The following is a 22,538-nucleotide window of genomic DNA, read 5'->3' on the forward strand; positions in this document are numbered from 1 at the left end:
AACTAAAGGTTTGTTAACTGAAAAAGGCTTCGAGGTTGAAGGCAGTTTGTTAGAGGGACAAATCTTTGATGCTTTAATGAAGTACAAAGAAAACAGTGGTGTTGATATGCTCGTGATGGGCGCTTTTTCCCACTCTAAATTAGCGAGTGTATTTTTGGGCAGTAACACGCTTAAAATGATTGAGCATACTGCAATTCCCATGATTGTTTTGCGCTAAGTAACTCATCCCTAGCGGCCGAGCTTATTGTTTCGGCTGCTTTTTCATCTCATACATACGATTATCCGCTACATGCAAGAGAGATTTCAGTGTATCGCCATCGTCTGGGTATTTTGCCAGTCCATAACTGTAATCTAATTCTACGGGACAACCATTTTTTTCAAGCTGAAATAATAAATTCTCTCCAAGTCGCTTAAAAAAGTCGTCGCTATCGAACGACTGTTCCTGTTGTTCCAGTAATAAAACAAACTCATCACCACTAATTCTAGAGGCGGTATCTTCTTCCCTTATTGATTCATGTAGTGCTTTAGCAAACGATATCAGAGTCTTATCACCAAAAGCATGGCCATATGTATCATTTATGCTCTTAAAATTGTTCAAGTCAAAAAATAGTATGTTGAATGTGTTTTGTTGATTGTGTTTGTTGCGATTTAGCTGACGTTTTAATTGCTCAAACCTATCTTCCAAAAGCATTCTATTTGGCAGTGCAGTTAAATAGTCGTGATATGCAAGAAAGCGTACTTTCTCAATTTCATCAATGTGAGTACTGATGTCAGAGAATATGGTGATATATCCCTGTATTGTATCGTTTCGCTTAATTGCAGATGTCGAATGCCAAGTATGAATGATTTCACCTGAGGCTTTTCTAACGGCAACCTCCCCGCTCCAATGCCCTTTGTTGTTTACTTTATTAAAACCTTTTTTGATTATCGCGTCTTGGTTTAAACCATCACGAAGGAAAGATGGGTTTTTCATTAAAATATCAGATTCCGAATAGCCAAAAACAGTGTTGAAAGATGTATTTACCTTGACTATATCGTCATCCTTATCCGTAAGCATCATGGCTTCGCCACTGTGATCGAAGACGATATTGTCGATTGGAGCATCTTGGAGTGATTCAAAAACATGAACACAGAATACAACAGTCTGGGATTTATCAGTGTCTTTTATTTGGTTAAAATAAATTTTACCCTGAAGAGATTCATTCTTAAAATCGATGATTTTATTGAGTATTTTGCTATTTCTAAGAAAGTTACTAGCCAATTCCCCAAAGTGGTTTTGAGTTTCGCTGGGAAAGCTAGCAAGTAGAGCGTTCTTAAAAAGAGTTCCATCGCGAACCAAACCACATGGTAAGGGTATTTCATCAATTTTAAGTTCATTATCCTTAGTCACGTTTTTGTCCTGTTTTTCTTGTCTCTAATACTTAGTAGCATGAGTCGAGCCAGTTTTAGCGCCAATAAACTGACTTATGCGCGATATAAATAGCGATGCTAAGTAAATTTGTCTTTCTCAGACATTTCTGAGCAAATTATAACCACGTTGGAATCTGATATCACTTACTTTAAACAGTCTCCTGCTATGTATTTATCTAATGGGCATTTCAATTCGCATTAGCTACCAATATCCTTGAATTTATATATGCTTAAAACAGCCTGAAAGGGAAAAATATAATAGTATCAAGATCGTTAAGTGAACTAGCAAAAAACAAGGCGGCAAAGCTAATTTAGATGGCCTTTTAGTTGATACTTATTTATACTGATACAATAGAATTTGAGGAAATTTGTTATGTTTGTTATGAGTGCAAGAAATAACAGGGTCACAATCGACCCACCCACTCAGTGATACTAAAAATCACACGACATAATAAAATATAAGTGTTTCAGAGCCCTTTTGTGCACAACAAAAGGGCAAATTCAATTCAAAACGGCCATCTAGCATCCATGAAATACACTACCTTTAATCAAAAAAATAACGATCCTTTGCTGGAACCTATGTTCTTTGGCAATCCGGTCAACGTCGCCCGTTATGATCAACAAAAGCACAATATTTTTGAAAAATTGATCGAAAAGCAAATTAGCTTTTTTTGGCGACCTGAAGAGGTCGATGTAAGTAAGGATCGGGTTGATTTTCAAAAACTGAGTGAATCTGAAAAACACATTTTCATCTCCAATTTGAAATACCAAACCTTGTTAGATTCAATACAAGGCCGTAGTCCAAATATTGCATTTTTGCCGATTATTTCAATCCCTGAGCTTGAGACATGGACTGAGACGTGGTCATTCTTTGAAACCATTCATTCACGTTCTTACACCCATATTTTGCGTAACCTATTTGGTGATCCAAGTAGCATTTTTTCTGACATTGTAGAAAACGAGCAAATTAAAAAGCGTGCGGCAGATATCTCAAAATACTACGATGATTTGATTTTTTACACCCAACTTTGGCAGACCTTAGGGGAAGGCACACACACCATAAACGGTGAAGAACATGTGGTAACCATGCGTACCCTGAAAATTAAACTTTTCTTATGTATGAACTCAGTTAACGCATTAGAAGCCATTCGTTTTTATGTGTCATTTGCCTGTACGTTTGCGTTCGCAGAGCGAGAGTTGATGGAAGGTAATTCAAAAATAATTCGCTTAATTTCACGTGATGAAAACCTACATTTAACCTCAACCCAGCATATTCTGAATTTGTGGGCTAAAGGTAAAGATGATCCAGAAATGGCTGAAATTGCACTCGAATTTAAAGACCAAGCACGGGATATTTTCCTTGATGCCGTCGCCCAAGAAAAAGAATGGGCTGAGTATTTGTTCCAAAATGGTTCAATGATTGGCTTGAACAAAGATATCTTATGTCAGTACGTAGAGTTCATCGCTAACCATAGAATGTCTGCTATTGGTTTAGGACAACCGTTTGATATTAAAAACAACCCTCTACCTTGGATGAATAATTATTTAAATTCAGACAATGTACAGGTTGCGCCACAAGAATCTGAGATCAGCTCTTATCTTGTGGGGCAAATTGACTCTGAGGTGGGCAGCAACGACTTCGACGAGTTCGAGCTATAGTGTGCAAAAAAGTCACGGTTGTTGAACACAACTCAGACACCCCCAGTGAGCAAACGATATCGTTTGCTCACAACAATCTCCTCGATTGTCTACTGACAAATAACATCCCTAAAGAATATCACTGCAAAGAAGGTTTCTGTGGCGCGTGTCGTACCGAGCTTATTGCCGGCGATGTGGAGTATTTACTTGATCCCCTCGCCTACATCGATGACGGTGAAATTCTGGCTTGCTGCTGTAAGCCGGTAGGCGACATAAAAATAAAAGCCTAACCACGCCCGTTTTATTGGCTCTGATACCAAGATTGAAACATCAACATATTCCATAGCTGAGTGTGATATTTTTTCTTTTTATATTTAAAGTCATGCCATAAGGTAGAGACCTTTTCGCTGTCAAAAATCCCCTGTTGCTCAAGCTTGTCTTTCGCTAATAAATCTTCTGCCCAATCATTCAACGGACCATTTAACCAGTCACGTACCGGTGCACCAAAACCGTGTTTAGGATGATTCGTCAATGAGTTGGGAATATGCGCATCTAAAACCTGCCTAAGGATATGTTTTCCTTTATTGTTTTGAAATTTCATAGACATGGGTAACGACCAGGCAAACTCGGTAATACGATAATCCAATAACGGACTTCTCAATTCCAAACTGTTAGCCATACTCGCGCGATCGGTCTTAACTAAAATGTCATCACATAGATAAGTAAGGTAGTCATATAACATTAGGTATTGCTCCGGATGAGGCAAAGATAATGCACTCACCTGTTGCAGTTTATGCTGAATCGGTACATGGGGGTTAAGCATTAAGCTTTCAGGCGCGACCCATTTGCAAATACGGCTCATATACATATCGAGTACAGTCATAGCGCCAATTTCGTTCGCATATTTATTCGCCGTTAATCCGAGCTTCTGCTTGCCGGCCAACTTATACAGTTGTCTAGATACTGCCTGCTTTAGCGCAGCTGGTATTTTTTGGCTAGTCTGCCAATTTTTCACGTTTCTGAAATAGCGATTATAGCCATAAAATAATTCATCACCGCCATCTCCACTAAGGGCGACGGTTACTTTACTGCGTGCTAATTTAGACACAATAAAAGTCGGTATTTGCGACGAATCAGCAAAAGGCTCGTCGTAATATTGGGCAATATCCGGCACTAAATCCAGTGCATCTTGACCATTGACATAGAGCTCATTATGAGAGGTACCAAGGTACCCAGCGATATCTTTTGCTATATGTGCTTCATCTTTATCGCTGTTACTAAAACCGATAGAAAAGCTATTCACGGGACGTGAGGACTGCTTTTGCATCATAGCGGCGACTATACTCGAATCAACGCCCCCGGAGAGCAATACACCAAATGGCACATCCGATATCATTCGTAATCGAGTGGAGTCTTCTAATAGGCCCGTTAAATGTAACTGGGCATCGCCCAACGACCCTTCAAAGGGATGATTAAAATTATGTGCTGCCACGTCCAGTGCAGACCAATACTTCTGACACTGATCAAGCAAATCTGATTGATTATTTAGTCCATCAACCCCTAAGGTAATAAAACTACCAGGTTCCAGTTTGTATATACCCTTGTATATTGAATAAGGTGCAGGAATATAATTAAAGCGCATGTATTGACCTAACGCTTGCATATCTAATTCAGGGGTAAAATCGGGAATGGCTTTTAGGGCTTTGAGCTCAGATGAAAAACAAAAGTATCCACTATTTCGACCGAAATAAAGCGGCTTTTTACCCACACGATCACGCGCCAATGAAAGCGTCTTTTCATGCTTATCCCACAAAGCTAACGCAAACATGCCATTAAATTTACGTAGCGCTTCAGCTAAACCGAATTCAGCTATAGCGCACAGCACCACTTCAGTATCAGAGTGCCCTCTAAAACGCGTTTGCGTTAATGCTTTACGTATTTCTTCAAAGTTGTACACCTCACCATTAAACACTATGACATAACGTCCACAGGCAGAGTCCATTGGTTGATGGCCATCGTGACTTAAATCTTGTATCGCCAATCGTGTATGACCAAGTGCAATACCAGGTTCATTTGTCCACACGCCATGATCATCAGGTCCTCGATGGGTCAGAGTGGCATTCATTTTTTTGATGATGTCAGAAAGTGTAGAAGATGCATTTAAGCGAAAAAGACCGGTGATACCGCACATAGATGAAGGCTCGTTATTGTAAAAGTAAAATTCGAGATATAGATTTTGAGCGCAGAAAACTAGCACATCTGTAACAAAATGACACCCTTGTTAGACGCCATAGCTCTCTAGGAGTCAATATATCATTATGCAACTTCTAGTAGACCTATCGGACATAAAAAAGCCAGCAAGAGCGCTGGCTTTTGGAAAAGTGAATTGAGTCGAGAAAAAACTAATCAATAAGCTGGTAATGGCTGCGTAATACTTCGATCACTTCTGCTTTCGGATTATCACTGAGCACAATTTTCTGACCGGTAATTTTTTCCGCTATTTGTGTATAGGTTTTCGATATATCCATCAAAACATCCACGGGCAAGGCATTCATTTTTGCTAATGCAGTGCGTTCATCCATACGTTCTTTATTAAGCAAAATATCAGCATCAGGAAAACGATTGAGTAATAACTGTCTAAAGCCTTCTTTTGAGTTTTCGACAATTTTACCCTGTTGATACTGGGCTCCATCCCATATACGTGACGAGTCAGGTGTCCCGACTTCATCCATGTATATCAGCTTATCGTCACCGTTTGTGTCTTTTACATAACCAAATTCAAATTTAGTGTCGACAAAAATCTGACCGATATCCGCTAACGCTTTACTGATGACGCCAAAACCATCACTTAACAATTTTTCATATAAATCGATGTCGGCGATTGAATTGAAGTTAAAAGCGGCATAGTTATTTTGAATGTCATTGCGCGATACATTAACATCATCCGCTTCTGGCACACCGTCAATTCCCTTAAGTACGCCTTTGGTCGATGGCGTGATCAGTACCTTGGCTAATTTACTGTCTTTGCCTAAGCCGTCTTCTAGTCGAATACCACAGAATTCACGCTCGCCTTTTTCATAGGCGCGCCACATTGAACCCGTTATGTATTGGCGGCAGATCGCTTCAATCATTATCGGACGTGCTTTTTGCACTATCCACACCAACGGATGAGGAATATCTAAAATATGGCTATCCGCTAACCCTTGTTCTTTAAATAGGCCAAACCAGTGATTAGATATCGCATTTAACGCCGCGCCTTTACCCGGCACACCTTGCATCCCCTCTTCACCGTGCCAAATACAATCGAATGCTGAAATACGATCACTGATCAGCATAATCGCCAATGGCGTATCTTTTGGCACCGGATAGCTATGTTGCTCGATTAGGCGACGGCTGTCTTCTTCCGTTAACCAATATACAGAGCGCACTTTGCCACTGTGTACCGGTAAGTTGGTTCGAATAGGAAGGTCGTCATTCACAGCAAGCACTTTGTCAGCGAAGCTCATACAAGATTGTCCTTAAAAAAGGGTTGTCTAGAAAATGAAAGAGCACCCTTGCGGTGCTCTTACAAAACAGTCTATTTAGGTTAAATATCTAAGTTATCGTCTGCCATCACTCGGGCAAAAACATCATACAAGCCAGATAATTGTTCTTGAGTAAATGGCTTACTTTCGTTATCGAGCACCGTTAACGAGGTTTTTTCACCGACCTCTTCAACTCTAAATCGATATTCTTGTTTATCCAGTGGCAAAGCATTGACATCACTGGACCACAACGAATCCCACCAACCACTTTCTGTTCCATTGTATTTTACGAACAATAAGCCGTTGGATTTGTCGTAATCTTTCACGTCGAAACCAAGCTTACGTAAGACCAGTAAAACGCGTGGCCAAGCAGTGTCATAGTTACTATCTATGATAAACGCTGGGGCGTCTTCTTCATCTAAACCAATTGAAAGCTGCATTCCTCGGCGAATTTCGCGTAAGCGCTTAGCGTCAGCAACACGAATTTGATATTCGTAATGACCGATGACTTTATTCAGAATATCGACTTCTTTGGCGCGGGCATCAACATCGGTTTTAACCGCGACGACTTTTTGTCCCTGCTTTTCTTGATAATCCACCAGGTGCACGTTCAATGTCGCTGTGCGGCCATGGGCTTTCATTTCCAAATCGAACTCAAAACGTTGGCTAGTATCACGCTCAACACTTGTCCAACTATACCAATGGTCGTCTAATATCTCTTTCACGACAACCCAATCAGTTACAAGGCGTTGTTTGTCTTTATCAAACAACTCAATACCAATTCCCTGTTCTTCCAAGTAACTTAATAATGAATTCCAAACTGTGGTGTCCAGAGGTTGGCTGTCATCTACTTGATCAAAGAACACTTTGGCATCTTTACTGCCATCATCTACATGCGAACCCGTGACTAATGGCAACACCAAAGCGGGTGATACCACCTTAAGTTTCTTGCCAATAAAACTACGTGGCGCCTCGTCATCTAATGCAGGAAGCTTATAAGCTTGGCTAAAATTAGGGCGGTCAACATCGGTGGGTACTTGAATATCCTTACCGGGTTGCTGCTTGGTATATTCAAAATTACCGCTGGCGATTTGTCGCTCTTCTAAAGAACTACAAGCGCTTAAAACGCTAATCGCGATAGCCCCGCCAATGAAAAACTTAGTTGTCATGCAATCTCCTTTAAGATAATACGCCCGAATTGCGCATGACTTGTTCGATATGAATTTGGCTATCAAGTTCCGATTCAATTAGCGGTAATCGCAAAAATGCAGATTGAATGAGCCCCATTTTATATAAAGCCCATTTGGGCAATACTGGATTTGGTTCAATAAATAGTGCGCTATGCAGTGCCGCTATCTGTTTATCGATCTCTTTGGCTTTAGCAAAATCACCTGCCTGCGCGGCTTCACACATTTGAGCCATTTGCTTAGGCACTACGTTAGCCGTAACAGAAATAACGCCATGACCGCCAGCAGTTAAGAATTCGCACCCCGTGGCATCATCACCACTTAAGAACAAAAAGTCTTTATCTACTAGAGCTTGAGTTTGTTTTAGACGCGCAATATCCCCTGTCGCATCTTTCAAACCAACGATTTTAGGGTGGGTGGCAAGCTCAGCGACGGTATCAGGTAGCATGTCCGCTACCGTTCGACTCGGTACGTTATATAACAGCACAGGTAAATCAGTCGCGTCCGCCACGGCTTTAAAATGCGCCACCATGCCTTTTTGTTGCGGTTTGTTGTAGTAAGGCACCACGCTCAGAAAGCCGTCTATGCCTGTACTTGACATTTGTTCACTTAAGAAAATAGCTTCAGCCGTCGAGTTAGCGCCACTTCCAGCAATAACCGGAATTTTTTTATCGGCAAATTCAACCATGCGTCTTACCACTTCAATATGCTCATCAAAGGGTAAGGTGGCAGATTCACCCGTAGTACCCACTGCTATCAAGCCGTGACTACCATTAGCAATATGAAAATCGACCAATCTTTTTAACGACGGATAATCTATCTCGCCAGATTGGTTCATGGGGGTGATTAATGCAACGTAACTACCAGTAAACATGCCTACTCCAGAAAAAATTCGCGCCTAATGGTAAAGAGCCTGTGTTGTAAAAACAAGTATTGAATGCGTAGAATGCAAAACCACATGTGAAACTGGAAATCCAAGGGGGAATTCAGGTATGTTAGTCATGTCAGAATTTTCCAAATAAGCTTATTATTTTCATGAAACAACAATTAATTATTACCATTTTAGGCGCGAATAAACCCGCGATGCTCAGCACCCTCGCCGATGCGGTAAGTGAAGCAGGCTGCAATATTTTAGACAGCAGGCAAGCCGTGTATGGCCAGGATTTTTCGTTAACGATGATTGTGGAAGGTACACAAAGTGCCATTGTAAGAGTTGAAATGGCTATACCGGTTGCTTGTCAACAACTCGATTTATTGTCTATGTTGAAGCGCACTAAACGCCATGCAAAACAAAACCTTGAGCATTTAGCTGATGTGGAATTTTCAGGTGCGGATGCTGTAGGTGTCATCAAGGAAGTCACTCAATTTTTCTCAACATTCTGCGTTACCGTCAGTGCACTGCGCTTAAAAACCTTACAAACTTCGCTAGATGACGATGCCCAGGTAAAATGTAAGATGGTGGTCAGTATGCCTCACAATGTTGACCTAGTCGATTTTGAATGCCAATTTCATTCATTACTCTCTACCTTGCACTTGAATGGCGCTATCAAGCAAAAAAATTGATTTTCACCTTGATTACATACTCACTTCATTACACATAAAGGACATATATCCATGAACAGACTTGTCGCAGGTGCCAACGCACCAGCATTTTCACTGCCTAACGAAAACGGCGAGACCGTTAATTTAAGCGATTTTGCAGGTAGAAAAATATTGCTCTATTTTTATCCGAAAGCCATGACTCCAGGATGTACAGTGCAGGCACAGAATTTACGAGACAGTAAGAGCGAACTCGATAAATTGAATGTGGTCGTGTTAGGCGTTAGTCCCGATGCGGTAAAGCGATTGCCTAAGTTTATTGACAAAGAGCAGCTCAATTTTAGCCTGCTATCTGATGAGGATCATGTGGTAGCTGAACAGTTTGGTGTATGGGGTTTAAAGAAATTTATGGGCAAGGAATACGATGGTATTCACCGTATAAGTTTCTTGATAAATGAAAAGGGTGTCATTGAACATGTCTTTGATAAGTTCAAAACCAAAGATCATCATCAAGTTGTATTAGATTACCTCGCCCAGTAAATCGTATTTAACCACCTATTTGTATACTCTGCACGCAAATGCAGAGTATACAAACGGAACATTACTCAAATGACTTGTCTGGCAGTTGCTCTTGCAAGGGCGCTTTCCAAGCGGTACTCACGGCTTTTACGAGCGTGGCCAAAGGTATGGCAAAAAACACCCCCCAAAAACCCCATAAACCGCCAAAGAACAACACCGCGATGATGATATAAACGGGGTGTAAACTAACCGCTTCAGAAAAGAGTACTGGTACTAATATATTACCGTCGAGGGCTTGAATCACGCCATAAGCAATCATTAAATACCAAAAATCTGGGGTAATTCCCCACTGAAACAATGCGACCACTGCAACTGGGATCGTTACCACAGCTGCCCCAATATAAGGTATGAGGACGGAGAAACCGACCAATACCCCGAGTAATAACGCATAGCGCAAGTCCATCAAGGCAAACGTAACCGCTGAGATAGTACCGACTATCACTATTTCAATGACCTTGCCGCGGATATAATTAGCTATTTGGGTATTCATTTCACTGCCCACCTGCTTAATTAAACGACGTTGAGAAGGCAAAAGTGGTGAGAGATTCGCTAACAATTGGTCTTTGTCTTTCAACATGAAGAACACCATCAAGGGCACAAGCACTAAATAAATTAATAAAGACGCCAGACTGCCCAACGAACTGACTGAAGCAGAAAGAAGTTGCTCCCCCATGCTGACCACACGCTCATTGACGCCATCAAGCATATCTTGCACGTCCCCAAGATGCACAAAATCTGGATACTGTTCAGGAAGATGTAATAACCATACCTGAGCTTGTCCCCAAATTTGTGGCATTTCACGGATCAAATTAATACTCTGTTGAGAAACCACAGGCACAATGCCAATGAAAGTCGCAATACATAAAGTTAAAAAACCGAATATAACTAGGCTACAGGCAAAGCCTCTGCGCATGCCAAGCCGAGATAACTGACTTACCGGCCAATCCAATAAGTAAGCAATAACAGCTGCCACCAGTACTGGCATTAAAATCGTCCCCAGTACAGCCAATAAAAGGGACACGACTATAAGCATTATCAATAACATTACAGAATCGGGATCGGAGAACTTGCGCTTATACCACCTTTCAAACACACTTATCATATGACTGCTGTACCTCGTAAAACTCTATTAGTATCGTTATTAACGGATTTATTCTGGATGCATATTAATCAATAATGGGAAGAAATAGACTGTCCATTGCATCGCGCAACATATTATATTGTGCCACTAAAGAAAGATAAGATTTTAGTTAACTTAGCTGTACTTTTAACGCCTTACGCAAAATTATCCATTACATTTTGAACAAAGCACACATTTGATGTCATTAGCACGGCATAATAGAAGAATACGTCACGGATAAAACACTTGATGTCCGACGTTATCAACACAATATAATGAGATATCATCAGTTTTTCGGAACTAAATCAGGCAATTGCCTTTCTTACTAACGAAGCCGTAATTGATTACATAGGTGAAATGATTAAAACAACTCAGGTTTGTAGAAAAGCATTGATCGCCCTAGGCGTATCACTCGCAGTATTTGCCAGCGCCTCAATAGATGCTGCCAATCAAAAGAACGATTTACCTGAAATTGGTGTTGTCGCCTCGGGCGCCATCAGTTTAGATAAAGAAATGCAAATTGGTGATGTGTTGATGCGCCAATTACGCGGCCAAGCGCCGATTATTAACGATCCCTTGTTGGATGAGTATATTCAGGACTTGGGTAATCGTTTAGTCGCACAAGCTGACAATGTTAAATTTCCGTTTGAATTTTTTCTACTCAACAACCCTGCAATCAACGCATTTGCCTTTTTCGGTGGCCACGTTGGTGTTCACACCGGTCTTATTTACAATGCCAAAAACGAAAGCGAGCTGGCATCTGTACTTGCCCATGAAGTCAGTCACGTAACCCAAAGACACATTGCAAGAAGTATAGAAGCAAGGCAAAAATCATCACCACTACAATTGGCCTCAGCCTTAGGTGGTATATTACTTGCGCTTGCCAGTCCTGAGGCTGGTATTGCAGCGATTAGCGCCGGTTCAGCGGCATCCGCCCAAGCATCAATAAACTACACTCGTCAAAACGAAAAGGAAGCAGATAGCATTGGTATCCGTATTTTGGCCCAGTCCGGATTCGACCCTAACGCTGCAGGCGAGTTTTTTGGCACACTGGTAGAGAAATATCGCCTGACATCGAGACCTCCTGCATTCTTGTTGACTCATCCATTGCCCGAATCAAGGGTGGCGGATGCACGTACCCGTGCCGCCAGTTACCAACGTAATCAAGTGCCAGAAAGTCTGAGCTTTCATTTAGCAAAAAGCCGCATACTTGCACGCTATTATGCTACCCCTGAATATAACATCAATTATTTCGAAACCAGTCTTGAACGTGGTAGTTATGCATTTAAAGCGGCCTCTGAATACGGTTTGGCTCTAGCCTATTTAGCCAACGAAGAAAATCAAAAAGCGCAGAAATTGATCGACAATTTACTGGTAAATGACCCACGTAATTTATTCTATTTAGACACCTATACTGATATTGCATTGGCGACTGGGCGCACTGAAGATGCGATTGAAAAGCTCACGGCCCAAGCCACACTAACTCCGCGCAATAGGGTTATTACGTTAAATTTGGCTAATGCGCTGGTCAAAAATAAACAATATGATTTGGCTGTGCGTATTTTAAAAGACTATTTATTGATTGCACCAGACAATATGTTAGCCCATCAAATACTAACTGACGCGTACACAGAAAGTAAAAATAAGCTAGAAATGCATCAAACTAAAGCGGAAGTGTATGCATTAGCAGCATCTTATCCAAGAGCTATCGATGAACTGCACCATGCCTATAATTACGCGGGGGCACAGAACATTGAGAAACAGCGGATCAGAGCCCGTATAGAGCAATTTCGTGAATATCAGACTCGTTTAGAGAGTCTTTAATATATCAATAGCTCGGCGCAACGATGCTGCGCTTTGCTCCCCTAACAACTGTTTTTTCACTGTCCCGTCCGGGCCAATGATAAAGGTAGCGGGTAAACTATTTGGTCTTGTCATGGGCAGAGGTTGTTCAAGCTGTGCGATCAGCGGAAATTTAATAGCAAATTCTCGTTTTAATTGTGCTAATTTTTCCTCACTTACATCATCAAAACTAATGGCAAACATCGGCACTTCAGGCGTATTTTTCTGATAGAAATCATTTAGCTCAGGAATTTCTCGTAAACATGGGGCACACCATTCAGCAAAATAATTCACGACTACCCATTGGCCTTCGTATTCTCGCCATTGATGTGATGCACCGTCATCGGTTGTAAAATCAGCCCGAGTAACAGAATAACCGAACACACCAGCCAGCAGTCCTGCCACAATCAGCACCAAATACAAAAATTTACGCAACATTGTCCTACCTTCCCTTTTACCTGTGAGAGCTAAACGATAGAATATCGCTATTCACTATGGATCACAGTAGAAACTAATCATGTCACAATTGACGATATTACATAACCCGCGTTGTTCTAAGAGCCGGGAAACACTGCAACTTTTGCATGACAACCACCAACAGCCCACCGTTATCGAATATTTGAAAAATCCCCCTAGCGAGCAGGAACTACAGGCAATCTTGTTGATGTTAGGTATGGCGGATCCACGCTCATTGATGCGTAAAAAAGAAGCTGAATACAAAGCACTGAATATTGATAACGATAATATTTCCCCAGACGAATTGATTAAAGTGATGCGTTTAACCCCAAAACTAATCGAACGTCCTATCGTCATAAAAGGTTCTTTGGATAATGCTGACAGTTTGGCCGTCATCGGGCGCCCGCCAGAAAATGTATTAAAGCTGCTATGAGCAATCATATTTTAATTTTGTATTACAGCCGCAATGGGGCAACCAAAGCGATGGCTAACCGTATTGCTCAAGGAGTAGAGTCAATGGGTATGCAAGCAAAATTGCGCACCGTGCCTGAAGTGTCAACCGGCATTGACCACACTCAACCCAGTGTGCCGACAAGTGGCGATCCTTTTGTGCAAAAAAGTGATTTAAAAGCTTGTTCTGGTTTGGCTTTGGGCAGCCCGACACGCTTTGGTAACATGGCCTGCGCCCTCAAATTTTTTATTGATACTACCAGCGGAGAATGGTTAGCCGGCGCTTTAGTGAATAAACCTGCTGGTGTTTTCACCTCTACAGGCAGCATGCATGGCGGCCAAGAAAGTACCTTATTGAGCATGATGCTACCCTTATTACATCACGGGATGGTGATTGCGGGGTTACCCTATACACATCCAGAACTACACAGCACCAAGACAGGCGGTAGTCCCTACGGTGCAACGCATTACGCTCACGGCGATAAAAGTGAAAAGCTCAGCGATGACGAACGTGCATTGTGTTTTGCCCAAGGCCAACGTCTCGCCTCACTCGCACAAAAACTGGCTAACCATTAGCCATCAACTCAGGACACTTTATGAAATTTAATACTCGTTTTTACCAACGCCTCGCCCTGAGTAGCTATTTTTTACTGATCACATGGTTAGTTATTTGGCATTTTTTTCTTACGATTGATAAGAACACTTCAACCTTATTCACGGTACTGTTATGGATTATTCCCATTTTATTACCCATACGCGGCTTACTGGCAGGTAAGCCTTATACCTATGCTTGGACGAACTTCATCGTGATGTATTACTTGCTGCACGGCTTAACCGCTGTTTACGCAGTTGAAGGTGAGCGTATCTATGCTGCCATCGAAATTCTGTTATGTGTTGGTTTGTTTAGCGGTTGTAGTTTTTATGCACGTTTGAGAGGAAGGGAGCTTGGCACCGGCATTCGTAAACTCAAAGAGGAATTACTTGAAGAAAAACAAGCTTTTGAGTCTCTAAAACAAGATAAGTAAGCGATCATTTATGCGCCATGGTGCCGTTGAGCATATGATGATTGATGCACCCCATATTTGGTTGAAATACCTGTTTCAACCAATTTTCAATGCGGGACTAAAGCCCCAGCGCTTCTTTTACAAATGGGATCGTCAACTTTCTTTGTTGTTGTAACGACATCTCATCCAGTTTGTTTAACGTATTCATCAAAGACGGCATATCCCGTTGCCAATGGTTTACCAAATAAACAGCCACTTTCTCAGGCATAACTAACCCACGCTGCTTAGCACGAGTGAGCAACGCTACGCAGCGCCCTTCATCACTTAAACTGGCGAGAGTAAAACTGACGCCCCAGGCAAAACGAGAAGCGAGATCCGCAAGTTGCAACTCTAAAGACGTAGGACCGCCATTTGCACACGCCACCACGTGGCTAATTCCTAACTCTTTCACTCGATTCAATAAATCAAATACGGCAATTTGCCATGTTTGGGAGTCTTTAAGCGCATCGACGTCGTCTAAACATATAAGCTGACTATGCTCTAAACCATCGAGTACTTCAGGAGAATATTGCTGCTTATCTTTAAAACTAAAATAAACCGCACTGACGTTTGCAGATTGCGCTTTATGGCATAAGGAATAAAGTAAATGGCTCTTACCTACTCCGTATTCACCACTGACAAACGTTAGCCAGGGCTGGTTCTCTTTATTCAGGGTCTGATTTAGCAGACTTTTGAGGCGATGAACCAAGTGCGAATTTTCTCCGACAATGAAACTATCGAAGGTTTCTGTATCGCCTAGGTTTACTGCTAAAGACAATTGCTTGGTCATTATAGTTTCCAGAAATACTCCAGGTTTTGCCTATCCACTTCAAAGCGGTTCACTGGAGAAAGTCGATTATCTAATGCCATTGCATCTATTAAATTATCTACATCACCTAATAAACTTAGTTCGAACTGAGCAACTTGCCCTGTTTGACTGACCAAGTTTGCCGAATTAACTACACTCAAACCATTAAAAAATTTAACAATTTCTCCGTATTGCCGCAAATTAGTAAGGTTTTTAATACTCACCACTGTACGTTGAGCGTTAGGATCCAAGCGGCTAAAATCGATTGCATACTTAGTCGCTAGGTTATCTGCCAAACTATTAATTAGTGCGATTACGGTTTGTTCTTGGTCCTCGCCGGTCACCGTACCTGAAGTGGTATTTCCGGCCTCTAATAAGGTCCAATCAGCTTGCCACTGAAGCTCGGTACGTGTTTTTGCGTCTGGGTTTTCAACTGAGTAGACACGCGCAGACAAAACATTCTCGACTGCGTAACGGCGACTGGCCTGAGCTAATTGGTGCACAAATCCCCCCCATACATCATAAATACTGATACTTTGCATATCGTCTAGATCTAACAAAGGCTGAACGACTTCAATACCTCGGCGCGTGGCAGTCTCCTGCGCACGAATAAGTAGCCCTTGGTGACTACTTTCAGATATCAACTCTCGCCCCCCTTGGGGCTCTTTAATCGCTAACCATAAAATACTCTCTGGGCGGCGTTTATCCCAGATACGGTAACCTGAATTGCGTAATTGCTTATCGACTTTTTCCTGGTCGAAATTAACTGATAAATAAAGTTGTTCAGGTGTTTGTTCGAAACGATAAGTACGCAGGTAACTTTTTGCTTGTTTAAGTTGTTGGCTGATTTTCGGATCCCTTAATAGGGATGAACTGCCGCTGACTTTAACGAAAACGTCTTCGAGTCCTTGGCGTATCGCTTTATTCTGAGTACCCGTTGATTGATCGCTAACTTCAACTTTTGCACTGTATAATCCATCGATTACACCCGCATGAGCACTACCCGAACACCATAATGACAACCATAACATCAGGTGCAATCTAGCTAAAATAGCGACAGCTTTGATCATTTCTCAACTTAACTCCGAAATATAAAGGCCCTATTGTCATTGATTTACGTACAAATTTCACCATTTGTTTCACCCTACCTTATTTCCCTAAGAACGAAATTGAGCAGATTTTCTGTACCTTTTGCCATTCTGAACTGGTAAAATCTGCGCTCATTTTTGGACCCTCACCCTAAAATAGGTAATTACGTGACCGATAATAAACCCTCCTTAAGCTATAAAGATGCAGGTGTCGACATAGATGCGGGCAATGAACTTGTTGAAAGAATCAAATCAGTAAGCAAGAAAACACATCGCCCTGAAGTCAAAGGAGGTTTAGGTGGTTTCGGCGCACTATGCTCGCTTCCAAGCAAGTACCGTGAGCCTTTGCTTGTTTCTGGCACGGACGGTGTAGGCACCAAATTACGTTTAGCCATGGATTTAGAACAACACGACGGCATTGGTATCGATTTAGTCGCCATGTGTGTAAATGATCTGATTGTTCAAGGCGCTGAGCCGCTTTTTTTCTTGGACTACTACGCAACAGGTAAACTTGATATAGATACAGCGGCAAAAGTCGTAACCGGTATCGGCAAAGGGTGTGAACTATCTGGTTGTGCATTGATTGGCGGCGAAACCGCTGAAATGCCAGGTATGTATCATGGTAATGACTATGATGTTGCCGGATTTTGCGTAGGTGTTGTTGAAGCCGCTGACGTAATTGACGGAAGTCGTGTTAAATCAGGCGATGCTCTTATCGCACTGGGCTCATCTGGCCCACATTCAAATGGTTACTCCTTGGTACGTAAAATATTAGAAGTGTCCGGTTGTGAGGCTTCAGACGTATTTGACGGCAAACCGTTGTCTGAGCATTTACTCGAACCTACGCGCATCTACGTCAAATCTGTTCTCAACTTATTAGAAACTGTGCAGGTAAACGCGATTACTCATATTACAGGCGGTGGTTTTTGGGAAAATATTCCCCGAGTATTACCTGCAGGCACCAAAGCGGTGATCGATGAACAGAGTTGGCAATGGCCAAGCATTTTTAATTGGCTGCAAGAGCAAGGTAATGTCACCACCCACGAGATGTATCGTACATTTAACTGTGGCGTTGGCATGATCATCGCGTTAGAGGCCGACAAAGCGGACAAAGCCATTGCTATATTGCAAGAGCAAGGCGAAAACGTTTGGAAAATTGGCCATATAGAAAACAGTGACGACAGTAATCAGGTTGAGATTAAATAGTGTCATCTAATGCAAAAATCGTTGTATTGATTTCGGGTAATGGCTCAAATCTCCAAGCCTTGATTGATGACATTGTGGAGCAAAAAATAGCGGCTGAAATAGTCGCTGTTGTGTCTAATAAAGCGAATGTTTTCGGACTAGAACGCGCAGCTCAGGCTAACATCCCACACCAAGTCGTCAATCATAAAGACTTCACAACGCGGGAAGAGTATGACGCCCAGTTACACAGTGTCATTGCAGGTTTTTCTCCCGACTTAGTTGTTTTAGCTGGATTCATGCGCATATTAACTCCTTGGTTTGTTGAGCAATTTACGGGTAAGATGTTGAACATTCATCCTTCTTTGTTGCCAAAGTACAAAGGCTTAGATACGCATCAACGTGCGATAGATGCAAAGGATGAAGAGCACGGTGCTTCGGTACACTTTGTTACCCCTGAGCTCGATGGCGGGCCAGTTGTATTGCAATCTAAAGTGCCCGTTTTTGCCGATGAAACAGCCTTGCAGCTTGCCTCTAGAGTGCAAGAACAAGAGCGCCAAATGTATCCATTAGTCGTCCGTTGGTTTTGCCAGAAAAGATTACTAATGCTTAATAATAAGGCATATTTAGATGGAAACGAAATGCCGAACACGGGTTATGCAGCTGATTAGCATACGTTGGTTAGCCGGCCTTATTTTCATGGCAGGCTCAGTAGCTCAAGCCTCTGCCCTACCTTCGTTTGATGCGGAGTACACCGCATATCGTTACGGCAAGAAACTAGGGTATGCGCTACTCAGTGTAGAAAATATTGAAAATGATACCTACCGGATGGAATACCACTCCAAGGTATCATTGTTTTTCTTATCTGATAAGCGCACGGAAATTAGTGACTTTGCTTTTATTGACGACAAAATTGTACCAAAAAACTACCGTTTCAGTCGCACGGGAACAGGCAGCAATAAAAGCACTAAAATTGTTTTTGACCCTAATGAAGATAAAATTTTCGTGGATAACAAGCCAGGTATCGAATGGGACGAACAATTTGATAATCAACTTTATCGCCTAGACATGCAGCAAAAACTCGCCCTAGGGCAAACAGAGTTTAGCTATCATGTTATTAATTACCGAGGGCAAGAGCGGGATTATAACCTAAAAGTAATGGGCACAGAGCAGTTAACCCTACCCTACGGTATGCTTGAGGGAATAAAGGTTGAAATTGTACGTCATAATTCGACCCGTGAAACGTTCGCGTGGTTCTCACCCCAACTCAATTATCAATTGGTGCGTTTGCAACAATTTAAAGATGATAAAGAACAAGGTGATATACAACTTAAAACCTTTACGTTAACACAGTAAAACCCTCACTATGCAGTAGTCTCATCGGACTACTGCATATATCTTTAGAATCCCCTCTATAGCCTAATAACCCTTTTAGATAATTAACCATTAATTAAAAAATTAATGGTATACACTTAATTTTAGTAAGCTATTACTTGATATTGCTTCGGCAAAATACTACCCTGACAACCTGGTCTGACCTCTACTTAGGAGTCTTTATGCAAACGTTATTATGGACACTTATCATTATCGCGACCCTCGGGACAGCGAGTTACTTTAGAATGAAATTGATGAACGCCACCATAGCTGTGGCTATCGCCATGTTTTTAGGCAGTCTATTTGGACCTGTCGGTGGTATCGCTTGGTTGGTATTTTTAATCATCGCCATCCCGCTGAATGTTGAATCATTGCGCAAAAAGTATCTGACCGCGCCTATGTTAGACACCTACAAAAAAATTATGCCTGAAATGTCTAGCACCGAACGCGATGCAATCGATGCCGGCACGGTTTGGTGGGACGGTGAAATTTTCAGCGGCAATCCTAACTGGCAAGCCTTACATAGTATTCCGCAAGCGCGTTTAACTGCCGAAGAACGCGAATTTCTTGATGGGCCCGTGACCCAAGTATGTCAAATGGTTAACGATTGGGACATTACCCACAAAGATGCCGACCTGACACCCGAAGTTTGGCAATTTCTCAAAGACAATAAATTCTTCGCAATGATTATCAAGAAGCAATATGGCGGTCTAGAATTTTCTGCCTACGCTCAGTCTCGAGTCTTGCAAAAATTATCAGGTGTAAGTGCGGTTTTATCCACCACAGTGGGTGTGCCAAACTCATTGGGTCCGGGGGAGTTATTGCAACACTATGGTACTAAGGAACAACAAGATCACTATCTTCCGCGCTTAGCAACAGGTGAAGAAATTCCTTGTTTTGCATTAACAGGTCCTGAAGCAGGTTCCGATGCTGGCTCATTGCCGGACAGCGGGATCGTATGTAAAGGCGAATGGGAAGGTAAAAAAGTCATTGGTTTACGCTTAACGTTCGATAAACGCTACATTACATTAGCGCCTGTTGCGACAGTCGTCGGTTTAGCGTTTAAAATGTACGATCCAGACGGCTTAGTAGGTGACAAAAAAGACATAGGTATTACCTGTGCATTGTTACCTCGCGATACCAAAGGCATGGAAATTGGCAACCGTCACTTCCCACTCAACGTACCTTTTCAAAACGGCCCTATCCGTGGTACCGACATATTCGTACCCCTTGATTACATAATCGGTGGTGTGGAGATGGCCGGCCAAGGCTGGCGTATGCTAGTAGAGTGTTTGTCAGTAGGACGTTGTATTACCCTACCATCAACCTCAGCTGGCGGCGCCAAAAGTATCGCTTTGGCTACCGGGGCTTATGCACGTATTCGCCGTCAGTTCAAAATGCCTGTGGGTAAAATGGAAGGTGTCGAAGAAATGCTTGCCAGCATCGGTGGTAATGCCTACCTCATGGACGCAATTACAAGCCTCACAACAAAAGCGGTTGATTTGGGTGAGAAGCCTTCAGTCGTATCCGCTATTTGTAAATACCATTTAACCGAAAAAATGCGTGAATTGGTTAACAATGCAATGGACGTACACGGTGGTAAAGGCGTCATGCTTGGGCCAAATAACTACTTGGGTCGTGGTTATCAAGGAGCCCCTATCGCAATTACCGTAGAAGGCGCCAATATCCTCACCCGTAATATGATGATTTACGGTCAAGGCGCGATGCGTAGCCATCCATTCGTATTAAAAGAACTTTATGCGGCGAGTAATGAAGATAAAGAGCAAGGTCTAAATGATTTTGACGATGCTGTATTTGGCCACATTGGCTTCGCTATCAGTAATACGTTTAGAAGCATCTGGTTCTCGTTTACTGGCGCACGCTTAGCCGGTGCACCATTTGATGATGAAACAGCAGGTTATTATCGTTCACTGCAACGCTTTAGCAGTAACTTAGCCTTATTGTCTGATGTGTCGATGGCTGTCCTAGGCGGTGAATTGAAACGTCGTGAGCGTATCTCTGCACGCTTAGGTGATGTTTTAAGCTATATCTATTTAGCGTCTGCTGTACTGAAGCGCTATGATGATCAAGGCCGCTTAAAAGAAGACTTACCTCTGGTACATTGGGCAATGCAAGACTCGCTTTTCAAACTAGAAACCGCGTTAATTGAGTTGTTTGAAAACTTCCCATCAAGCGTATTAGGGGTGGTACTAAAAGGAATAATCATGCCTTTCGGCCGTTCATATCGTCGTCCTTCAGATAAGGTAGAGCATGAAATTGCTTCAATCTTACAAAGCCACAACGGTTCACGTAGTCGCCTTGGTGAAGGTCAACATTTTGGTGATAAAGACTGCCTAATGGGTGACTTAGAGCAAACATTGAAAGATGTGCTCGCCAGCGAGCCCGTGTTCGATAAAATCTGCAAAGCTGCGAAAGAACGTTATCCGTTCACTCAGCTTGATATTATTGCTGATAAAGGCATAGAGCTAGGGGTTATTACTGAACAAGAAGCTGAGCTACTTAAGCGCACTGAAGCAGGCCGTTTGCGTACCATCAACGTGGATGATTTCGATCCTAAAGAGCTCATTGCGAATACACAGGCTACAAAAGCGAAACGTCGCACTAAATCAACAGAGGCCGCATAGCGCCAAATATAGTTAATCAGCGTTATCGCACGTAATTCAAAACCGCTTCTTAAGTAAGCGGTTTTTTTATGTCCGTCATTCAGCTTAAAATTCAATAAACGTAAGCCGAGGCTTAATTAGCAGGCCAAAAGGCCATCATTCGATACAGGAGAGGCCAGAATGGACTAATACTCTGCGCTGACATGGGTATAGAAGCTGCAAAATAGGCATCAAGCATAGTTAGGCAAAGTGAGCAAGGCCCTTGCCTTCAAAACATGAAACTGTATCGGTTACGGGCAAAAATAGTATATTCCAGACAAAAAAAGTCCGCAGGCTAATTTTAGACAGCGGACTAGTTCTTAAAACGGACTGTATTTATTCAGTCGGTTTCGTATTTTCTACACGGCTCTTGAGCTTTTGACCAGGTCGAAACGTTACTACGCGTCTTGCCTTAATGGGGATATCTTCACCCGTTTTAGGATTACGCCCAGGTCGCTCGCTCTTCAGTCGTAAATCAAAGTTACCAAAACCAGATAGCTTAACTTGCTCACCTGATTCCAATGCCTCACGGACCTCTTCGAAAAATGCTTCAACAAGATCTTTGGCATCTCTCTTGTTCATTCCTAACTTTTCAAATAAATGTTCCGCCATTTCGGCTTTGGTTAACGCCATAT

23 protein-coding genes are annotated in these 22,538 nt (G+C 42.2%); 13 read left to right on the forward strand and 10 right to left on the reverse strand.

What is annotated here, in order from left to right; genetic code table 11:
* A partial coding sequence (locus tag GPLA_RS13810; protein ID WP_040514847.1) for a universal stress protein occupies positions 1-217 on the forward strand: 217 nt, incomplete at its 5' end.
* Positions 218-241: 24 nt separating this feature from the next.
* On the opposite strand, the gene GPLA_RS13815 is transcribed toward GPLA_RS13810, so the two are convergent.
* Positions 242-1,390, reverse strand: a complete 1,149-nt coding sequence (locus GPLA_RS13815; RefSeq protein ID WP_007105546.1) for a sensor domain-containing diguanylate cyclase — start codon at positions 1,388-1,390, stop codon at positions 242-244.
* 548 nt (positions 1,391-1,938) lie between these two features.
* Between GPLA_RS13815 and nrdB the strand changes: the two genes are divergently transcribed.
* Positions 1,939-3,069 (forward strand): class Ia ribonucleoside-diphosphate reductase subunit beta, encoded by a 1,131-nt coding sequence (gene nrdB, locus GPLA_RS13820; RefSeq protein ID WP_007105547.1) that lies wholly within the window; start codon positions 1,939-1,941, stop codon positions 3,067-3,069.
* A complete protein-coding gene (gene yfaE, locus GPLA_RS13825; protein WP_007105548.1) occupies positions 3,069-3,338 on the forward strand; it encodes a class I ribonucleotide reductase maintenance protein YfaE in 270 nt (89 codons plus the stop codon). The genes nrdB and yfaE overlap by 1 nt, the downstream gene beginning before the upstream one ends.
* Before the next feature lie 11 nt (positions 3,339-3,349).
* On the opposite strand, the gene asnB is transcribed toward yfaE, so the two are convergent.
* The 4 genes from asnB to dapA form a co-directional block, all read right to left on the reverse strand.
* Positions 3,350-5,239 carry an asparagine synthase (glutamine-hydrolyzing) gene (gene asnB / locus GPLA_RS13830; RefSeq protein ID WP_007105549.1) on the reverse strand — a complete coding sequence of 630 codons (1,890 nt, stop codon included), beginning with the start codon at positions 5,237-5,239 and terminating at the stop codon, positions 3,350-3,352.
* 211 nt (positions 5,240-5,450) lie between these two features.
* Complete coding sequence (locus GPLA_RS13835) at positions 5,451-6,554, reverse strand: phosphoribosylaminoimidazolesuccinocarboxamide synthase (protein ID WP_007105550.1); 1,104 nt, start codon at positions 6,552-6,554, stop codon at positions 5,451-5,453.
* An 80-nt stretch (positions 6,555-6,634) separates the two neighbouring features.
* Positions 6,635-7,741, reverse strand: a complete 1,107-nt coding sequence (gene bamC, locus GPLA_RS13840) for an outer membrane protein assembly factor BamC (protein ID WP_007105551.1) — start codon at positions 7,739-7,741, stop codon at positions 6,635-6,637.
* Between the two features lie 10 nt (positions 7,742-7,751).
* Positions 7,752-8,633: a 4-hydroxy-tetrahydrodipicolinate synthase gene (gene dapA, locus GPLA_RS13845; protein ID WP_007105552.1), complete on the reverse strand. Its 882-nt coding sequence runs from the start codon at positions 8,631-8,633 to the stop codon at positions 7,752-7,754.
* Positions 8,634-8,794: 161 nt separating this feature from the next.
* Between dapA and GPLA_RS13850 the strand changes: the two genes are divergently transcribed.
* Together GPLA_RS13850 and bcp are read left to right on the forward strand one after the other, a co-directional pair.
* Positions 8,795-9,322: a glycine cleavage system protein R gene (locus GPLA_RS13850; RefSeq protein WP_007105553.1), complete on the forward strand. Its 528-nt coding sequence runs from the start codon at positions 8,795-8,797 to the stop codon at positions 9,320-9,322.
* Between the two features lie 51 nt (positions 9,323-9,373).
* A complete protein-coding gene (gene bcp, locus GPLA_RS13855) occupies positions 9,374-9,838 on the forward strand; it encodes a thioredoxin-dependent thiol peroxidase (RefSeq protein ID WP_007105554.1) in 465 nt (154 codons plus the stop codon).
* Positions 9,839-9,899: 61 nt separating this feature from the next.
* Here bcp and GPLA_RS13860 read toward each other — a convergent pair whose 3' ends face one another.
* A complete protein-coding gene (locus GPLA_RS13860; protein ID WP_040514849.1) occupies positions 9,900-10,979 on the reverse strand; it encodes an AI-2E family transporter in 1,080 nt (359 codons plus the stop codon).
* Between the two features lie 375 nt (positions 10,980-11,354).
* Here GPLA_RS13860 and bepA point away from each other — a divergent pair, with 375 nt between their 5' ends.
* On the forward strand, positions 11,355-12,821 hold the full coding sequence (bepA, locus tag GPLA_RS13865) for a beta-barrel assembly-enhancing protease (RefSeq protein WP_007105556.1): 1,467 nt from the start codon (positions 11,355-11,357) through the stop codon (positions 12,819-12,821).
* On the opposite strand, the gene GPLA_RS13870 is transcribed toward bepA, so the two are convergent.
* Entirely contained in the window at positions 12,807-13,277 is a 471-nt protein-coding gene (locus tag GPLA_RS13870; RefSeq protein WP_007105557.1) for a TlpA family protein disulfide reductase, read from the reverse strand. The genes bepA and GPLA_RS13870 overlap by 15 nt on opposite strands.
* Before the next feature lie 79 nt (positions 13,278-13,356).
* Between GPLA_RS13870 and arsC the strand changes: the two genes are divergently transcribed.
* The 3 genes from arsC to GPLA_RS13885 are packed head-to-tail and all read left to right on the forward strand — an operon-like array spanning position 13,357 to position 14,770.
* Positions 13,357-13,728, forward strand: a complete 372-nt coding sequence (gene arsC / locus GPLA_RS13875; RefSeq protein WP_040514851.1) for an arsenate reductase (glutaredoxin) — start codon at positions 13,357-13,359, stop codon at positions 13,726-13,728.
* Positions 13,725-14,321 carry an NAD(P)H:quinone oxidoreductase gene (gene wrbA, locus GPLA_RS13880; RefSeq protein WP_007105559.1) on the forward strand — a complete coding sequence of 199 codons (597 nt, stop codon included), beginning with the start codon at positions 13,725-13,727 and terminating at the stop codon, positions 14,319-14,321. The genes arsC and wrbA overlap by 4 nt, the downstream gene beginning before the upstream one ends.
* Positions 14,322-14,341: 20 nt before the next feature.
* Positions 14,342-14,770 carry a DUF2069 domain-containing protein gene (locus GPLA_RS13885; RefSeq protein ID WP_007105560.1) on the forward strand — a complete coding sequence of 143 codons (429 nt, stop codon included), beginning with the start codon at positions 14,342-14,344 and terminating at the stop codon, positions 14,768-14,770.
* A 97-nt stretch (positions 14,771-14,867) separates the two neighbouring features.
* On the opposite strand, the gene hda is transcribed toward GPLA_RS13885, so the two are convergent.
* Both hda and GPLA_RS13895 read right to left on the reverse strand, forming a co-directional pair.
* A complete protein-coding gene (gene hda, locus GPLA_RS13890) occupies positions 14,868-15,578 on the reverse strand; it encodes a DnaA regulatory inactivator Hda (protein WP_007105561.1) in 711 nt (236 codons plus the stop codon).
* The gene (locus GPLA_RS13895; protein WP_007105562.1) at positions 15,578-16,666 is read right to left on the reverse strand and encodes a DUF2066 domain-containing protein; all 1,089 of its coding nucleotides are present in this window, start codon (positions 16,664-16,666) and stop codon (positions 15,578-15,580) included. The genes hda and GPLA_RS13895 overlap by 1 nt, the downstream gene beginning before the upstream one ends.
* A gap of 186 nt (positions 16,667-16,852) precedes the next feature.
* On the opposite strand from GPLA_RS13895, the gene purM reads away from it, so the two are divergent.
* The 4 genes from purM (at position 16,853) to fadE (ending at position 21,885) form a co-directional block, all read left to right on the forward strand.
* Positions 16,853-17,890 (forward strand): phosphoribosylformylglycinamidine cyclo-ligase, encoded by a 1,038-nt coding sequence (gene purM, locus GPLA_RS13900; RefSeq protein WP_007105563.1) that lies wholly within the window; start codon positions 16,853-16,855, stop codon positions 17,888-17,890.
* Positions 17,887-18,537 carry a phosphoribosylglycinamide formyltransferase gene (gene purN, locus GPLA_RS13905; protein WP_085948384.1) on the forward strand — a complete coding sequence of 217 codons (651 nt, stop codon included), beginning with the start codon at positions 17,887-17,889 and terminating at the stop codon, positions 18,535-18,537. Before purM ends, purN begins: the two co-directional genes overlap by 4 nt.
* Complete coding sequence (locus GPLA_RS13910) at positions 18,497-19,222, forward strand: DUF3108 domain-containing protein (protein WP_040514853.1); 726 nt, start codon at positions 18,497-18,499, stop codon at positions 19,220-19,222. Before purN ends, GPLA_RS13910 begins: the two co-directional genes overlap by 41 nt.
* Before the next feature lie 200 nt (positions 19,223-19,422).
* Positions 19,423-21,885 carry an acyl-CoA dehydrogenase FadE gene (gene fadE / locus GPLA_RS13915; RefSeq protein ID WP_007105566.1) on the forward strand — a complete coding sequence of 821 codons (2,463 nt, stop codon included), beginning with the start codon at positions 19,423-19,425 and terminating at the stop codon, positions 21,883-21,885.
* A 354-nt stretch (positions 21,886-22,239) separates the two neighbouring features.
* On the opposite strand, the gene GPLA_RS13920 is transcribed toward fadE, so the two are convergent.
* Positions 22,240-22,536 carry an integration host factor subunit alpha gene (locus GPLA_RS13920; RefSeq protein ID WP_007105567.1) on the reverse strand — a complete coding sequence of 99 codons (297 nt, stop codon included), beginning with the start codon at positions 22,534-22,536 and terminating at the stop codon, positions 22,240-22,242.
* Positions 22,537-22,538: the final 2 nt, after the last annotated feature.

The sequence above is a fragment of the Paraglaciecola polaris LMG 21857 genome, assembly GCF_000315055.1.
In the GTDB taxonomy this organism is placed as follows: Bacteria; Pseudomonadota; Gammaproteobacteria; order Enterobacterales; family Alteromonadaceae; genus Paraglaciecola; species Paraglaciecola polaris.

Coding starts and splice junctions, on each gene's coding strand:
- asnB (WP_007105549.1), bottom strand. CDS start 5,239: ATGTGCGGTATCACCGGTCTTTTTCGCTTAAATGCATCTTCTACACTT.
- dapA (WP_007105552.1), bottom strand. CDS start 8,633: ATGTTTACTGGTAGTTACGTTGCATTAATCACCCCCATGAACCAATCT.
- GPLA_RS13870 (WP_007105557.1), bottom strand. CDS start 13,277: ATGTTGCGTAAATTTTTGTATTTGGTGCTGATTGTGGCAGGACTGCTG.
- GPLA_RS13860 (WP_040514849.1), bottom strand. CDS start 10,979: ATGATAAGTGTGTTTGAAAGGTGGTATAAGCGCAAGTTCTCCGATCCC.
- bcp (WP_007105554.1), top strand. CDS start 9,374: ATGAACAGACTTGTCGCAGGTGCCAACGCACCAGCATTTTCACTGCCT.
- bepA (WP_007105556.1), top strand. CDS start 11,355: ATGATTAAAACAACTCAGGTTTGTAGAAAAGCATTGATCGCCCTAGGC.
- hda (WP_007105561.1), bottom strand. CDS start 15,578: ATGACCAAGCAATTGTCTTTAGCAGTAAACCTAGGCGATACAGAAACC.
- GPLA_RS13885 (WP_007105560.1), top strand. CDS start 14,342: ATGAAATTTAATACTCGTTTTTACCAACGCCTCGCCCTGAGTAGCTAT.
- GPLA_RS13920 (WP_007105567.1), bottom strand. CDS start 22,536: ATGGCGTTAACCAAAGCCGAAATGGCGGAACATTTATTTGAAAAGTTA.
- bamC (WP_007105551.1), bottom strand. CDS start 7,741: ATGACAACTAAGTTTTTCATTGGCGGGGCTATCGCGATTAGCGTTTTA.
- nrdB (WP_007105547.1), top strand. CDS start 1,939: ATGAAATACACTACCTTTAATCAAAAAAATAACGATCCTTTGCTGGAA.
- fadE (WP_007105566.1), top strand. CDS start 19,423: ATGCAAACGTTATTATGGACACTTATCATTATCGCGACCCTCGGGACA.
- GPLA_RS13850 (WP_007105553.1), top strand. CDS start 8,795: ATGAAACAACAATTAATTATTACCATTTTAGGCGCGAATAAACCCGCG.
- GPLA_RS13910 (WP_040514853.1), top strand. CDS start 18,497: ATGGAAACGAAATGCCGAACACGGGTTATGCAGCTGATTAGCATACGT.
- GPLA_RS13835 (WP_007105550.1), bottom strand. CDS start 6,554: ATGAGCTTCGCTGACAAAGTGCTTGCTGTGAATGACGACCTTCCTATT.
- GPLA_RS13895 (WP_007105562.1), bottom strand. CDS start 16,666: ATGATCAAAGCTGTCGCTATTTTAGCTAGATTGCACCTGATGTTATGG.
- arsC (WP_040514851.1), top strand. CDS start 13,357: ATGTCACAATTGACGATATTACATAACCCGCGTTGTTCTAAGAGCCGG.
- wrbA (WP_007105559.1), top strand. CDS start 13,725: ATGAGCAATCATATTTTAATTTTGTATTACAGCCGCAATGGGGCAACC.